This is a genomic window from Kitasatospora setae KM-6054 (genome assembly GCF_000269985.1).
Classification (GTDB): domain Bacteria; phylum Actinomycetota; class Actinomycetes; order Streptomycetales; family Streptomycetaceae; genus Kitasatospora; species Kitasatospora setae.
Map to the genome: position 1 here is coordinate 5,682,110 of NC_016109.1, position 15,557 is coordinate 5,697,666.

Sequence of the window (15,557 nt, forward strand, 5' to 3'; positions counted from 1 at the left end):
CGCCGCCCCGCCGGCCCCGCGCCACGACCCCGCCGGTCCGGGCCGCACGACCCCGCCGGTCTGAGCCGAACGGGCGATCCCGCTCCCAACCCACTCCGCGCCACCTGCGGTTCATTACTCTAAGTCAAGCGGGCGTGCCAGTGCGTGACCGCAGTGGTGTAGGGTCCGGAGCGGGAAGACCGGTACGGCCGCGGGCCGGAGGGGGAGATGTCGATTGAACTCCACCGAGTCGGTGCTGCCTGCCCCCACCCCGCTTCGCCGGCTGACCGCCGCCCTGCTCGTGGTGCTCTGCGCCGGGTACGCGGCGGGCGCCGCCGTCGGCTGGGGATCGAGTGAACTCGCGCTGGTGATGGGGGACTTCGGTCTCGCCGGGGCGGCCCTCGCGGCCGCCCTGTCCTGTCTCGGGCACGGGGTCGCGGTCGGCGGCCACACCCGGCCCGCCTGGCTGCTGTTCGGCCTCTCCTCGGCGATGGTGGCGTTCGGCAACGGCGCCTGGGGCTGGTACGAGGTGGTGCTCCGGCGGCCGCTCCCGCCGGACTCGTTCGCCGACTACGCCTTCCTGCTGTTCGCCCCGCTGGCCATCACCGGCCTGCTGGTGCTGGCCCAGCGCCCGCGCACCCCGGCCGGCTGGCTCTGCCTGCTGCTGGACGGCTGGCTGGTGGCCGGCTCGCTGTTCACGCTCAGCTGGAGCCTGGCGCTCGGCCGGGTCGCGGCCGGCGACGGCGACGACCCGCTGAAGCTGGCCCTCGGCCTCGGCTACCCGGTGCTGGACATCCTGCTGGTCAGCCTGGTGGTCGGGCTGCGCTTCCGCGGCCGGGACGGCAACCGGGCCGCCGTGCACACCGCGATGATCGGCCTCGCGCTGACCGTGGTCTGCGACGCGCTGTTCACCACCCCGCAGTTCCACAGCGACTACCACTCCGGCGAACTGCTCGACGCCGGCTGGTTCGCCGGCTCGCTGCTGCTGGCCTGGGCCCCCTGGCAGCACGGCCGCCGCCCGTCCCGCGAGCACCCCTCCGCCCAGGGCCTGCCGCGCCGCCGGGTCGCCTCCACGTTCAGCGCGCTCACCCCGTACGCGGCCGCCGCCGTCTGCACCGCCGGGATCCTCTACAACGCGCTCGGCGGCCGCCCGCTGGACCGGGTGATGCTGGCCGCCGCCAGCACGGTCGGCCTGGCGCTGATCGTCCGGCAGGGCGTGATGCTGCTGGACAACCTCTCGCTGGCGCAGGAACTCGCCACCAAGGAGGCGCACTTCCGCTCGCTGGTGCAGGGCTCCAGCGACGTCATCATGATCGCCGGGCCGTCCGGGGCGCTGTCCTACGTCAGCCCCGCCGCGCTGCGGGTCTACAACCGGGACCCGGAGGGCCTGGTCGGCGGCAACCTGCTCAACCTGGTCCACCCCGAGGACGTCGACCGGGTCCTCGCCGAGGTCCGCCGGATCCTGGCCCGCACCAAGGGCGCCCGGTTCAGCAACGGCGCGCCCTCGGCCCGGGTCGAGTGCCGGATCCGCTCCGGCGACGGCGAGTGGCTGCACGTCGAGTCCACCGTCAACCCGTACCGCGACGGCCTGATCCTGAACAGCCGGGACATCACCGAACGCGTCCGGCTGCAGGCCCAGTTGCAGCACAACGCGTTCCACGACCCGCTCACCGACCTGCCCAACCGGGCGCTGTTCGCCCACCGGGTCCGCGCCGCGCTCTCCGCGCAGGGGCCGGTAGGCACCGCCGTCGCCGTGCTCTTCCTCGACCTGGACGGCTTCAAGGCGGTCAACGACACCGCCGGGCACCAGGTCGGCGACGAACTGCTGGTGCAGGCCGCCCGCCGGCTGCAGGCCGCCGTCCGGGCCGAGGACACCGTGGCCCGGTTCGGCGGCGACGAGTTCGCCGTCCTGGTCCGCGGCCGGCTCGGCCACCCGCAGGTCCGCGACCTGGCCGAGCGGATCCGCGGCGCGCTCTCCGAGCCGTACTGGATCGGCGGCGCCGAACTCGGCGTCGCCGCCTCGATCGGCATCGCCTTCGGCCCGGACACCCCGCTGCCGGTCCCCGAACCCGCCGCCCCGCAGGACGGCCCGGCCGGCTGCCGGGCCGCCGCCGGCCCCTGCCCCGGGGCCGAGCGCGGCGAGCGCGACCGGACCGGGAAGGACGCCGCCCAGACCGCCGCCGACGGACTGCTGCGCGACGCCGACCTGGCGATGTACCAGGCCAAGTCGAGCGGCAAGGGCCGGGTGGTGCTCTACACCCCCGCGATGCGCGCCGAACTCGACCGCCGCACCGAACTGGAGGAACGGCTCCGGGCCGCCGTCCGGGAGGGCTCCTTCACGCTGCTGCACCAGCCCGTGGTCGAACTCGCCGGCGGCCGGCTCACCGGCGTCGAGGCGCAGGCCCGCTGGCGCTCGGCCGACGGCCTGCTGCTCACCCCCGCCGAGTTCCTGCGCACCGCCGAGTCCGGCGACGCCGCCACCCGGTTCACCCGCTGGCTGCTCGCCGAGGCCGTCGCCGCCGCCGCCCGCCGCCGCGCCGACGGCCCGGCCGCCCCGCCGGTCCCGGTCACCGTCCGGCTCGCCGCCGAGCGGATCTGCGCCCCCGGCATGTACGAGACGCTGGCCGGCGCGCTGCGCGACACCAAGCTGCCGCCCGAACTGCTGGTCCTGGAAGTGGCCAGGACCGGTCCGGACGCGCTCGCCGACGAGCTCGGCCGCCGGCTCGCCGCGCTGCGCGGCCTCGGCGTCTCCACCGCGCTGGCCGGGTTCGGGGCCGGCGGCGGCTCGCTCGGCGCCCTCGCCCGGCTCCCGTTCGACGCCCTCAAGCTCGACCGCACCCTGGTCCAGGACATCGCCGAGTCCGCCCTCACCCGGGCGCTGGCCGGCCACGCGCTGCGCCTGGGCCGCGACCTCGGCCTGGTCACCGGCGCCGACGGGGTCGACCACCCCCGGCAGGTCGCCGTCCTCCAGGAGCTCGGCTGCCGGCGCGGCCAGGGCCTGGCCTTCGACCGCCCGCTGGACGAACTGCGGCTGCGCCGGGCCCTGCTGCGCCGCGGCTACCCGGTGCCGCGCCAGCCGCAGGGCGGGCCCGGCGCGGGCCGCCGCCCGCTGCTCACCCCGGACCCGCGAACGGGTGGTCTCGCCGAGCCGGCCGGCGCCCGCCCCGGCCCGCCGCACACCGGTCTGGACCTGCCGCAACGGCACGCCGTGGGCGGTCCGAGCGGTGGCCCGCATGGTGAGACGCCGGTTCCACCGGCTTGACACTCCCCACTGCGTGGGAGGAAGGTCGGTGCCATGACCACCCGAATTCTCGTACTTGGCGGGCGCGTCGGCTGAACCAGCCTGACGCGCCTCCCCCTCGCATGCCCTTGGCACGAGGGGTTTTTTGTTGCACGAACGCCGGTTGGCCATCGCAACAGGACTGGCCTCAACCACCTGAAATCCGGACGATCGAGGCAGAGCCGGAGACCGGCCAGGGACCGCCCGGCGGCCCGGACCGACACCCCCCGAGCAGAACCCGAGAAGAGACAGGCAGATGACTGAGCACGCCGCAAGCCCCCGCCGCGGGGACCACCCGGCCGCCCACGCTCCGGGTCCCCAGACCACCGAGACCATGACCGGCGCGCAGTCGCTCATCCGCTCCCTCGAAGCCGTGGGGGCCGACACGGTGTTCGGCATCCCGGGCGGCGCCATCCTCCCGGCGTACGACCCGCTGATGGACTCCACCAAGGTCCGGCACATCCTGGTCCGGCACGAGCAGGGCGCCGGCCACGCCGCGACCGGCTACGCGCAGGCCACCGGCCGGGTCGGCGTCTGCATGGCCACCTCGGGCCCCGGCGCGACCAACCTGGTCACCCCGATCGCCGACGCGTACATGGACTCGGTGCCGATCGTCGCGATCACTGGCCAGGTCGCCTCCAAGGCGATCGGCACGGACGCCTTCCAGGAGGCGGACATCTGCGGCATCACGATGCCGATCACCAAGCACAACTACCTGGTGACCGACCCGGCCGAGATCCCCCGGGTGATCGCCGAGGCGTTCCACATCGCCGCCACCGGCCGCCCCGGCCCGGTCCTGGTCGACATCGCCAAGGACGCGCTGCAGGCACAGACCGTCTTCCGCTGGCCGGTGGAGAACGCGCTGCCCGGCTACCGCCCGGTCACCAAGCCGCACGCCAAGCAGATCCGCGAGGCCGCCAAGCTGCTGGTGAACGCCAAGCGCCCGGTGCTGTACGTCGGCGGCGGCGTGCTGAAGGCCAACGCCGGCGCCGAGCTGCGGATCCTCGCCGAGCTGACCGGCGCGCCGGTGGTCACCACCCTGATGGCGATCGGCGTCTTCCCGGACAGCCACCCGCAGCACCTGGGCATGCCCGGCATGCACGGCTCGGTCCCCGCCGTCACCGCGCTGCAGAAGACCGACCTGCTGTTCACCCTGGGCGCCCGCTTCGACGACCGGGTCACCGGCAAGCTCGACTCCTTCGCCCCGAACGCCAAGGTCGTGCACGCCGACATCGACCCCGCCGAGATCGGCAAGAACCGCCCGGCGGACGTCCCGATCGTCGGCGACGCCCGCGAGGTGCTGGCCGACCTGATCGTCGCCGTCCAGGCCGAGTTCGACGCCGGCCACCGCGGCGACTACACCGAGTGGTGGGCCCGGCTGGACGACTGGAAGAAGACCTACCCGCTGGGCTACGAGCCCGCCCCCGAGGGGCAGCTGTCGCCGCAGCAGGTGATCGAGCGGATCGGCCAGCTGGTCGGCCCGGACGCGATCTACGCCGCGGGCGTCGGCCAGCACCAGATGTGGGCCAGCCAGTTCATCCGGTTCGAGAAGCCGGCCACCTGGCTGAACTCCGGCGGCGCCGGGACGATGGGCTACGCCGTCCCCGCCGCGATGGGCGCCAAGGCCGGCAAGCCGGACACGCCGGTCTGGGCGATCGACGGCGACGGCTGCTTCCAGATGACCAACCAGGAACTCACCACCTGCACCCTGAACAACCTGCCGATCAAGGTCGCGGTCATCAACAACGGCTCGCTCGGCATGGTCCGCCAGTGGCAGACCCTGTTCTACAACCAGCGCTACTCCAACACCGTGCTGCACTCCGGCCCCGGCCACGACGGCATCGCGCCGCCCGCCCAGGGCACCCGGATCCCCGACTTCGTGCTGCTCTCCGAGGCGATGGGCGCGGTCGGCCTGCGCTGCGAGCGCCCCGAGGACCTGGACGACGTGATCAAGCAGGCGATGGAGATCAACGACCGCCCGGTGGTCATCGACTTCATCGTCCACCAGGACGCGATGGTCTGGCCGATGGTCGCCGCCGGCACCAGCAACGACGAGATCCTGTTCGCCCGGGGCGTGCGCCCCGACTTCGGCGACGACCTGGACTGACGGACTCCCGGACCCGAAAGCGATGACCACCATGTCCAAGCACACCCTGTCCGTCCTGGTCGAGAACAAGCCCGGCGTGCTCGCCCGGATCGCCTCGCTGTTCTCCCGCCGCGGCTTCAACATCGACTCGCTCGCGGTCGGCCCGACCGAGCACCCCGACATCTCCCGGATGACCATCGTGGTCAACGTCGAGGAGCTGCCGCTGGAGCAGGTCACCAAGCAGCTCAACAAGCTGGTCAACGTGATCAAGATCGTCGAGCTGGACCAGTCCCAGGCGGTCCAGCGCGAGCTGGTCCTGGTCAAGGTCCGGGCCGACGCGGAGAGCCGCTCCCAGGTCACCGAGATCGTCCAGCTGTTCCGCGCCAAGACCGTCGACGTGTCGCCCGACGCGGTGACCATCGAGGCCACCGGCTCCTCCGACAAGCTGGAGGCCATGCTGCGGATGCTGGAGCCTTACGGCATCAAGGAGTTGGTCCAGTCCGGCCTGGTCGCGATCGGCCGCGGCGCCCGCTCGATCACCGACCGCTCGCTGCGCGCGCTGGACCGCTCCGCCTGACCCGTGGGGCGTCCGGTGGCTGACACCGGCGTCCCACACCCTGAGCACTGCCATCGAAGTCCGCCGGGTGCGCCTACGGTAGGAACCCCGGCATCACCATCACGCAAGGAGATGTGCCCCCGTGGCCGAGCTGTTCTACGAAGACGACGCCGACCTGTCCATCATCCAGGGCCGCAAGGTCGCGGTCATCGGCTACGGCAGCCAGGGCCACGCCCACGCGCTGTCGCTGCGCGACTCGGGCGTGGACGTCCGCGTCGGCCTGCTGGAGGGCTCCAAGTCCCGCGCCGCCGCCGCCGAGGCCGGCCTGCGCGTGGTCACCCCGTCCGAGGCCGCGGCCGAGGCCGACGTCATCATGATCCTGGTTCCGGACCCGATCCAGGCCGACGTCTACAAGGACGCCATCGAGCCGAACCTGAAGGCGGGCGACGCCCTGTTCTTCGGCCACGGCCTGAACATCCGCTTCGGCTTCATCCAGCCGCCGGCCGACGTCGACGTCTGCATGGTCGCCCCGAAGGGCCCGGGCCACCTGGTCCGCCGCCAGTACCAGGAGGGCCGCGGCGTCCCGTGCATCGTGGCCGTCGAGCAGGACGCCACCGGCAAGGCCTTCGACCTGGCGCTGTCCTACGCCAAGGGCATCGGCGGCACCAAGGCCGGCGTCATCAAGACCACCTTCACCGAGGAGACCGAGACCGACCTGTTCGGCGAGCAGGCCGTCCTCTGCGGCGGCACCGCCGCCCTGGTGAAGGCCGGCTTCGAGACCCTGGTCGAGGCGGGCTACCAGCCCGAGATCGCCTACTTCGAGTGCCTGCACGAGCTGAAGCTCATCGTCGACCTGATGTACGAGGGCGGCCTGGAGAAGATGCGCTGGTCGGTCTCCGAGACCGCCGAGTGGGGCGACTACGTGACCGGCCCCCGCATCATCACCGCCGACACCAAGGCCGAGATGAAGAAGGTCCTCGCCGAGATCCAGGACGGCACCTTCGCCAACACCTGGATCGCCGAGTACAAGGCCGGTCTGCCGAAGTACAACGAGTACAAGAACGCGGACAGCGAGCACCTGCTGGAGACCACCGGCAAGAAGCTCCGCAAGCTGATGAGCTGGGTCGACCAGGAGGCCTGAGCCTCCCCGTCGCGGTTCATCGCGGTTGTACAACAAGGCTGTTCCCGTCCGGGTGATTTCGCCGGACGGGAGCAGTCCCCGCACCACCCCGCCGATAGACTCCGAACCACGCGTCAGGCCCACAGCGTCGTGCGTCTAGCTACGCGACATGCCACCTTCCCCCGCCCTGGGCACGCCACCTCCGTGCGGCGGGGAGAACCGGACAGTTAAGGACACACTGTCGTGAGCACTGTGACACCCAAGAACGCTGTCGTACTGATCGCCGAAGAGCTGTCGCCCGCCACCGTCGACGCGCTGGGCCCCGACTTCGAGATCCGGCACTGCAACGGCGCCGACCGCGCCGAGCTGCTGACCGCGATCGCCGACGTGGACGCCATCCTGATCCGCTCCGCCACCAAGGTGGACGCGGAGGCGCTGGCCGCCGCCAAGAAGCTGAAGGTCGTCGCCCGGGCCGGCGTCGGCCTGGACAACGTCGACGTCGCCGCCTCCACCAAGGCCGGCGTGATGGTCGTCAACGCGCCGACCTCCAACATCGTCACCGCCGCCGAGCTGGCCTGCGGCCTGCTGATCTCGGTGGCCCGCAACATCGCCCCCGCCAACGCCGCGCTCAAGGGCGGCGAGTGGAAGCGCAACAAGTACACCGGCGTCGAGCTGAGCGAGAAGACCCTCGGCGTGGTCGGCCTCGGCCGGATCGGCGTGCTGGTCGCGCAGCGGATGTCCGCGTTCGGCATGAAGATCGTCGCGTACGACCCCTACATCCAGGCCGCCCGCGCGGCCCAGATGGGCGTCAAGCTGCTCTCCCTGGAGGAGCTGCTGGAGGTCGCGGACTTCATCACCGTCCACCTCCCGAAGACCCCGGAGACCATCGGCCTGATCGGCGACGAGGCGCTGCACAAGGTCAAGCCGAGCGTGCGGATCGTCAACGCCGCCCGCGGCGGCATCGTCGACGAGGACGCCCTGCTCCGGGCGCTCCAGGAGGGCCGGGTGGCCGGCGCCGGCCTGGACGTCTACTCCAAGGAGCCGTGCACCGACTCCCCGCTGTTCGCCTTCGACAACGTGGTCGCCACCCCGCACCTGGGCGCCTCCACCGACGAGGCGCAGGAGAAGGCCGGCATCGCGGTCGCCAAGTCGGTGCGCCTCGCGCTGGCCGGCGAGCTGGTGCCGGACGCGGTCAACGTCCAGGGCGGCGTGATCGCCGAGGACGTCCGCCCGGGCCTGCCGCTCGCCGAGAAGCTCGGCCGGATCTTCACCGCGCTGGCCGGCGAGGTCGCCGTCCGGCTCGACGTCGAGGTCCGCGGCGAGATCACCCAGCACGACGTCAAGGTGCTCGAACTCTCCGCGCTGAAGGGCGTGTTCGAGGACGTGGTGGCCGAGACGGTGTCGTACGTCAACGCCCCGCTGTTCGCCCAGGAGCGCGGCGTCGAGGTCCGGCTGACCACCTCCAGCGAGTCGCCCGAGCACCGCAACGTGATCACCGTCCGCGGCACCCTGGCCGACGGCGGCGAGGTGTCGATCTCCGGCACCCTCTCCGGCCCGAAGCAGACCCAGAAGATCGTCGGCGTGGACGGCTTCGACGTCGACGTGGCGCTCACCGACCACATGGCGTTCTTCCACTACGAGGACCGCCCCGGCGTGGTCGGCACCCTCGGCCGGATCCTCGGCGACGCCGGCATCAACATCGCGGGCATGCAGGTCGCCCGGGACGGCGACAGCGCGCTCGCCTCGATCACCGTGGACAGCGAGGTCTCGCAGGAGGTCCTGGCCGAGATCGCGGCCGCGATCGGCGCCCGGTTCGCCCGCTCGGTCAACCTGGGCTGACCTCCCGGTACCCCCGAACGGCCCTTCCGACCTTGAGGCGGAAGGGCCGTTCGCATACCCGGGAGTGAAACCCGTCTCAGATACTAGGAAATCCTAGTAAATCTGCTGACCTCCGGCCCCGGCCGTCGTACCGTGGAGTAGTCCTACGGTGAGCCACCCCCGCGACTACGGGGAGCGTGGCCCGCAGGGCCCGTGCGCGGTGCGGCAGGCGACCCCTGCCCGGCGTACCCCCGCTCTCCCCTCCAGCGCGCCGCAGCGCCCCCGCACCAAGGAGCCCGGTATGCCGTTCGTCGCAGACCGCACCACCGCCACCACCAACACCGCCTCCGCCGCCGCCCGGGCCGCCGCCCAGGCCCCGCGCCGCCGCCGCGCCCTCCCGGCCGACCCGCGCACCGCCGCCGCCCTGCAGCGCGCCCTCGACCGGCGCGACAACGGCGCCCCGACCGGCGACTGACGGCGCCCCGACCGGCGGCCGAAGCCGACGCGCGAGCTGCGCCGGACGGGTGACGGAGTGTCACCCAAGGAGTGAAGCTCCGCCGCCGCCCCCGCGGCTGCTCCTAGTTTGGGGCCGTGCGCACCCCCCTCGGCCTCCTCGCCGCCCTCGCCCTGCTCGCCCCGGCCGTCGCCCCCGCGACGGCGGCCGCCGCCGTCGCGGGGGAGGGCCCGAGCACCACCGTGTTCCTGGAGCTCGCCACCGAGCCCGCCGCCACCGCCTGGCAGCGGGCCCGCGACGACGCCCGCCGGGAACTGCGCACCCCCGAGCAGGCCCGGCGCGCCGCCGCCGGCGCCGGGAACGCCCAACGGGCCGTCGCCGACCGCTCGTTGGACACCCTCACCGCCGCCCTGCGGCGGGCCGCCCCCGGCGCCCGCCCGCTCTACCGCACCCGCACCCTGGTCAGCGGCCTCGCGCTGCGGCTGCCCGCCGCCGAACTGCCCCGGCTGGCCGCCCTGCCCGGCGTCCGCGCCGTCCGCCCGGTCGCGCTCAAGCGCCGCGCCAACGGCTACTCGGTGCCGCTCACCGGCGCCCCCCGGGTCTGGGACGGCCCCGAAGGCCACACCGGCGAGGGCGTCCGGATCGGCATCGTCGACTCCGGCATCGACTACACCCACGCCGACTTCGGCGGCCCCGGCACCCCCGAGGCGTACCGCGCGGTCGACGGCGCCCGGCCCGCGCCGCCCGGACTGTTCCCCAACGCCAAGGTGATCGGCGGCCGGGACCTGGTCGGCGACGACTACGACCCCGACCCCGCCTCGCCGCACCACCAGCCCGAACCGCACCCCGACGACAACCCGCTCGACTGCGCCGCCAACGGCCACGGCACCCACGTCGCCGGCACCGCCGCCGGGTACGGCGTCACCGCCGACGGCACGCCCTACCGCGGCCCCTACCGGCCCGGCCTCGACCCCGCCGCCTTCGAGGTCGCCCCCGGCGCGGCCCCCGGCGCCCAGCTGTACGCCATCAAGGTGTTCGGCTGCGACGGCTCCACCGACCAGCTCGCCGCCGCCCTCGACCTGGCCGCCGACCCGAACGGCGACGGCGACCTCTCCGACCGCCTCGACGTGGTCAACCTCTCGCTCGGCAGCCCCTACGGCCGCCCCGGCGACGCCGACGCGCTCGCCGCCGACCGGCTCGCCGCCCTCGGCACCGTGGTGGTCGCCGCCTCCGGCAACGAGGGCGACGTGTACGGCGTCGGCGGCAGCCCCGGCACCGCCGCCCGGGTGCTCACCGCCGCCGCCTCGGTCGACCCGCACGGCGACGCCGACGGCGTCACCGTGCTCGCCCCCGCCGAACTGGCCGGGAACGTCCCCGCGCACTGGAGCAGCAAGTACACCCGCTGGGACGGCCCCGAGGTCGGCGGCGAACTCGCCGTCCCCGTCGACCAGTCCGACGGCTGCGCGCCCTTCGGCCCGGCCGACGCCGACCGGCTGCGCGGCAAGGTCGCCGTGCTGCGCTGGACCACCAAGGACCCCGACCGGGCCTGCGGCTCCGCCCCGCGCGCCGACCACGCCGCCGACGCCGGAGCCGTCGGCGCGCTCTACGCCGCCGACGGCGACAACCTCGGCGAGATCGCCGGCGACGACCGGATCCCGGCCGCGATCCTGGCCCGCGCCGACGGGCAGCGGCTGCTCGACGCCGCCGCCCGCGGCCCGGTCACCGTCCGGCTCGCCGCCCCCGGCAACCCGCTGCACGGCGCCGTCCCGCAGGACCAGCCGCAGCGCACCGACACCCTGGCCTCCTTCACCTCCCGCGGCATCGGCGTCGACGGCCTGGTCAAGCCCGACCTGGCCGCCCCCGGCGAGACCATCTGGTCCGCCAAGGCCGGCAGCGGCAGCGGCGGCATGCGCGAGGACGGCACCTCGATGGCCACCCCGCACCTGGCCGGCCTGGCCGCGCTGGTCCGCGCCGCGCACCCCGACTACGGCGCCGCCGAGGTCAAGGCCGCGCTGATGGACACCGCCACCGACACCTACCTCCACGACGGCCGCACCGGCCCGGTCTACGGCCCCGAGCGCACCGGCAGCGGCCGGGCCAGGGTCGACGACGCCGTCCGCACCCCCGTCCTCGCGTACGGGACGCAGACCGAGGGCGCGGTCGGCGTCTCCTTCGGCGTGGTCGAGGCCACCGGCGCGACCACCGCCACCCGGCAGGTCACCGTCCGCAACCTCGGCGAACGCCCGCTCACCTACACCACCGGCTACGCGCCCGCCACCACGCTGCCCGGCGCCGCCTTCGGCGTCTCGCCCGCCCGGGTCGACCTGCCGCCGCACGGCAGCGCCACCGTCACCGTCACGCTCCGGCTCGGCCCCGACCTCGGCCGCGCCCCCGACCCCACCCTCGACCTGACCCAGGCCGGGCACGCCCGCAGCTACCGCGGCGAACTCTCCGGCCGGCTCACCCTCACCCCCGCCGACGACAGCCTGCCGCCGCTGCGCGTCCCGCTGTTCGCCGCCCCGCGCGCCGCCAGCGCCGCCACCGCCCTCGGCGGCGCCCGGGTCTTCGCGGTCTCCGGCGAGCCGCGCCCCGGCCTGCTCAGCGTCCTGCAGCCCGGCGGCGACGGGCCGCGCTGGCCCGACTGCCCCGCCGCCGACACCGACCTGTGCGTCGACGACCCGGCCGAGCGCTCCGCGAACCTCCGCCACGCGGCCGCCGCCGTCGACGGCCGCGGCACCCTCTACCTGGCCGCCGTCCTGTGGGCCCCCGCCGCCACCCCGGCCGGCCCGCTCGGCGTGCGCGCCTCGATCGACGCCGACGGCGACGGCACCCCCGACGCCACCGTGGTCGCCGACCGGCTCAAGGGCAGCGACGTCCTGATCGCCCGCACCCTGGACGCCCGCACCGGCGCCCAGCTCGACGTCCAGCCGCTGAACGGCCGCTGGGGCGACACCGACACCGCCCTGCTCGACTCCGACACCCTGCTGCTCCCCGTCCGGCTGTCCGCCCTCCCGCCGCTCAGCCACCCCCGCTACACCCTCTGGACCGGCGCCTCCGAGGACCCGGCCGACGCCCTCGCCACCCTCGGCCCCTTCACCTTCGACCCGGCCCGCCCCACCCCCGTCCTCACCCCCACCCACCCCGGCCAGGTGCTGCGCACCCCGCTCGCCGACGCACTGGTCGTGCACCACCTGAACCCGGTCGGCAACCGAATCCAGCTGCTCACCCCGAAGGGTGACCCCGGCTGGGAAGCCGCCCGCTAGCCTGGTCGGACAGGCAAGAATCCCGACCATGGGAGCACTGATGAGCGTCGACCCGGACCCGTACCCGGACTGGCTCCGCCCGCCCGTGGGCGGCTACACGGCTGACGACCTGGACCGGTTGCCGGACCTCCCGCCGCACACGGAACTGATCGACGGGAGCCTGGTTTTCGTGAGTCCGCAGATGAGGTTCCACATGCGGGTGATGCGTGCCCTCGAGTACGCGCTGATCACCGCGGTCCCCCCGGGGTGGGAGGTGCTGCGTGAGATGTCGGTCAAGATCGACACCCGCAATCGACCGGAACCGGACCTCATGGTCGTCAACGAGGAGGGGAACACGGGCCAGCGCCAGACCTACAGCCTGGCGGCGGACGTCCTGCTCGCGGTCGAGGTGGTCTCCGACGAGTCGCAGGTCCGCGACCGCGAGGTCAAGCCGCGCAAGTACGCCGCCGCCGGCATCCGGTACTTCTGGCGGGTGGAGAACGTCGACGGCCGCCCCGTCGTCTACACCTACGAGCTGGACCCCGCGACCGACCGCTACACCCCCACCGGGATCTTCCACGACCGGCTCAAGGTCGAGCACCCGTTCCCGGTCGAGGTCGAGCTGGTCTGACGGCCGGTCCGCATGGTGGACGGCCCGTGCCCAGGCGGTGGGACGGGTTGTACTGTCCGAGTATGTCTCGCACCATTCGTCTCGCAGTGATCCCGGGTGACGGCATCGGCCAGGAGGTCGTCGCCGAGGGCCTCAAGGTGCTCCGCGCCGCCCTGCCCACCGACACCAAGCTGGAGACCACCGAGTACGACCTCGGTGCACGGCTGTACCACCGCACCGGGGAGACCCTCCCGGACGCGGTGCTGGAGGAGCTCAAGGGGCAGGACGCGATCCTGCTCGGCGCGATCGGCGACCCGAGCGTGCCGTCCGGCGTGCTGGAGCGCGGGCTGCTGCTCAAGCTGCGGTTCGCCTTCGACCACCACATCAACCTGCGCCCGGGCAAGCTCTTCCCGAACGTGAAGTCGCCGCTGGCCGGCGACCCGCAGATCGACTTCGTGGTGGTCCGCGAGGGCACCGAGGGCCCGTACGTCGGCAACGGCGGCACGCTGCGCACCGGCACCCCGCAGGAGGTCGCCACCGAGGTCTCGCTGAACACCGCGTTCGGCATCGAGCGGGTCGTCCGGGACGCCTACCGCCGGGCCCAGGCCCGCCCGCGCAAGAAGCTCACCCTCGTCCACAAGAACAACGTGCTGGTGCACGCCGGCCACCTGTGGACCCGGATCTTCGAGCAGGTCGGCCGGGAGTTCCCCGAGGTCACCACCGACTACCTGCACGTCGACGCGGCGACGATCTTCTTCGTCACCCAGCCCGAGCGCTTCGACGTGATCGTCACCGACAACCTGTTCGGCGACATCCTGACCGACCTCGCCGCGGCCGTCACCGGCGGCATCGGCCTGGCCGCGTCCGGCAACATCAACCCGAGCGGCGACTTCCCGTCGATGTTCGAGCCGGTGCACGGCTCCGCCCCGGACATCGCCGGCCAGGGCAAGGCCGACCCGACCGCCACCGTGCTGTCCGTCGCCATGCTGCTGGAGCACCTCGGCTTCACCGCGGAGGCCGCCCGGGTCGAGGCCGCGGTCGCCGCGGACCTCGCCGAGCGCTCCGGCACCCGCTCCACCTCCGAGGTCGGCGACGCGCTCGCCGCCCGAGTATCCGGCTGACCGGCCGGACGACAACCTCCGGCCGGTGGGCCGGTTCACAGCGAGCACAGCCGCCCGGCTGTTCGGCACGGCCCTCTGGATGCGAGTATCGACAGTGGGCCGTGCCGTCATGCGTTTTCCCCCGCCCGACGGTGGCCGGCCCAGCCCAACCCCACGGTGAAGGAAAGACAGCCATGAGCACGCCCACCCCGGCGACCATCCCGTTCGACCTCAAGCCCTCCGCGCACCCGCTGTCCGACCAGGAGCGCGAGGCCCGACTGGCCAACCCCGGTTTCGGCCGCGTCTTCACCGACCACATGGTGACCATCCGCTGGACCGAGGGCCTGGGGTGGCACGACGCCCAGCTGACGCCGTACGCGCCGCTGGAGATCGACCCGGCCAACATGACGCTGCACTACGGCCAGTCGATCTTCGAGGGCCTCAAGGCCTACCGGCAGGCCGACGGCTCGATCGCGACCTTCCGCCCGGAGGCCAACGCCGCCCGCTTCCAGGCCTCGGCCCGTCGGCTGGCGATGCCCGAGCTGCCGATCGAGACCTTCGTCGAGGCCGTCGAGCTGCTGGTCCGGCAGGACCGCGCCTGGGTGCCCAGCCAGCCCGAGCAGAGCCTCTACCTGCGGCCGTTCATGTTCGCCACCGAGGTCGGCCTGGGCGTCCGCCCGGCCAACTCCTACGTCTTCATGATCATCTCGTCGCCGGCCGGCGCGTACTTCTCCGGCGGCGTCAAGCCGGTCTCGGTCTGGCTCTCCGAGGACTACGTCCGCGCCGCCCCCGGCGGCACCGGCGCCGCCAAGTGCGCGGGCAACTACGCCGCCTCGCTGGTCGCCCAGGCCGAGGCCGCCGCCAAGGGCTGCGACCAGGTGGTCTGGCTCGACGCCGCCGAGCACAAGTGGGTCGAGGAGATGGGCGGCATGAACCTCTACTTCGTCCTCGGCGAGGGCGAGAACGCCACCGTCGTCACCCCCGAGCTCTCCGGCGCCCTGCTCCCCGGCATCACCCGCTCCTCCCTGCTCACCCTCGCCGCCGACCTCGGCTACGCGACCGAGGAGCGGAAGATCTCCACCGACGAGTGGAAGCGCGGCAACGCCGACGGCACCATCACCGAGGTCTTCGCCTGCGGCACCGCCGCCGTCATCACCCCGGTCGGCCACGTCAAGTCCGCCTCCGCCGACTGGACCGTCGGCACCGGCGAGCCCGGCCCGGTCACCATGCGCCTGCGCGAGTCGCTGCTCGCCATCCAGGGCGGCCAGACCCCCGACACCCACGGCTGGATGCACACCATCGCCTGAGCCGC

General features: G+C 73.6%; 10 protein-coding genes. All 10 read left to right on the forward strand.

The genetic code is table 11. The annotated features are described in order from the left end of the window. The first annotated feature begins 214 nt into the window (after positions 1–214). Entirely contained in the window at positions 215–3,241 is a 3,027-nt protein-coding gene (locus KSE_RS25265; protein WP_014138194.1) for a putative bifunctional diguanylate cyclase/phosphodiesterase, read from the forward strand. 274 nt (positions 3,242–3,515) lie between these two features. Further along, the gene (locus KSE_RS25270; RefSeq protein ID WP_014138195.1) at positions 3,516–5,366 is read left to right on the forward strand and encodes an acetolactate synthase large subunit; all 1,851 of its coding nucleotides are present in this window, start codon (positions 3,516–3,518) and stop codon (positions 5,364–5,366) included. A 31-nt stretch (positions 5,367–5,397) separates the two neighbouring features. Continuing rightward, positions 5,398–5,922: an acetolactate synthase small subunit gene (gene ilvN, locus KSE_RS25275; protein ID WP_033259134.1), complete on the forward strand. Its 525-nt coding sequence runs from the start codon at positions 5,398–5,400 to the stop codon at positions 5,920–5,922. Positions 5,923–6,043: 121 nt separating this feature from the next. Continuing rightward, on the forward strand, positions 6,044–7,042 hold the full coding sequence (ilvC, locus tag KSE_RS25280) for a ketol-acid reductoisomerase (RefSeq protein ID WP_014138197.1): 999 nt from the start codon (positions 6,044–6,046) through the stop codon (positions 7,040–7,042). A gap of 231 nt (positions 7,043–7,273) precedes the next feature. After that, complete coding sequence (serA, locus tag KSE_RS25285) at positions 7,274–8,860, forward strand: phosphoglycerate dehydrogenase (protein ID WP_014138198.1); 1,587 nt, start codon at positions 7,274–7,276, stop codon at positions 8,858–8,860. 280 nt (positions 8,861–9,140) lie between these two features. Continuing rightward, positions 9,141–9,314 carry a hypothetical protein gene (locus KSE_RS42995; protein ID WP_157850073.1) on the forward strand — a complete coding sequence of 58 codons (174 nt, stop codon included), beginning with the start codon at positions 9,141–9,143 and terminating at the stop codon, positions 9,312–9,314. Between the two features lie 116 nt (positions 9,315–9,430). Beyond that, the gene (locus tag KSE_RS25290) at positions 9,431–12,556 is read left to right on the forward strand and encodes a S8 family serine peptidase (RefSeq protein ID WP_014138200.1); all 3,126 of its coding nucleotides are present in this window, start codon (positions 9,431–9,433) and stop codon (positions 12,554–12,556) included. A 28-nt stretch (positions 12,557–12,584) separates the two neighbouring features. Further along, entirely contained in the window at positions 12,585–13,166 is a 582-nt protein-coding gene (locus KSE_RS25295) for a Uma2 family endonuclease (protein ID WP_014138201.1), read from the forward strand. A 62-nt stretch (positions 13,167–13,228) separates the two neighbouring features. Next, complete coding sequence (locus KSE_RS25300) at positions 13,229–14,266, forward strand: 3-isopropylmalate dehydrogenase (RefSeq protein ID WP_014138202.1); 1,038 nt, start codon at positions 13,229–13,231, stop codon at positions 14,264–14,266. 173 nt (positions 14,267–14,439) lie between these two features. Then, positions 14,440–15,552, forward strand: coding sequence for a branched-chain amino acid aminotransferase (locus KSE_RS25305; protein ID WP_014138203.1), 1,113 nt, complete (start codon positions 14,440–14,442; stop codon positions 15,550–15,552). Positions 15,553–15,557: the final 5 nt, after the last annotated feature.

What these genes read in the sequence shown, in the direction of transcription:
- KSE_RS25295 (WP_014138201.1), top strand. Translation starts at nt 12,585, where the DNA reads ATGGGAGCACTGATGAGCGTCGACCCGGACCCGTACCCGGACTGGCTC.
- KSE_RS25305 (WP_014138203.1), top strand. Translation starts at nt 14,440, where the DNA reads ATGAGCACGCCCACCCCGGCGACCATCCCGTTCGACCTCAAGCCCTCC.
- ilvN (WP_033259134.1), top strand. Translation starts at nt 5,398, where the DNA reads ATGTCCAAGCACACCCTGTCCGTCCTGGTCGAGAACAAGCCCGGCGTG.
- KSE_RS42995 (WP_157850073.1), top strand. Translation starts at nt 9,141, where the DNA reads ATGCCGTTCGTCGCAGACCGCACCACCGCCACCACCAACACCGCCTCC.
- KSE_RS25300 (WP_014138202.1), top strand. Translation starts at nt 13,229, where the DNA reads ATGTCTCGCACCATTCGTCTCGCAGTGATCCCGGGTGACGGCATCGGC.
- KSE_RS25270 (WP_014138195.1), top strand. Translation starts at nt 3,516, where the DNA reads ATGACTGAGCACGCCGCAAGCCCCCGCCGCGGGGACCACCCGGCCGCC.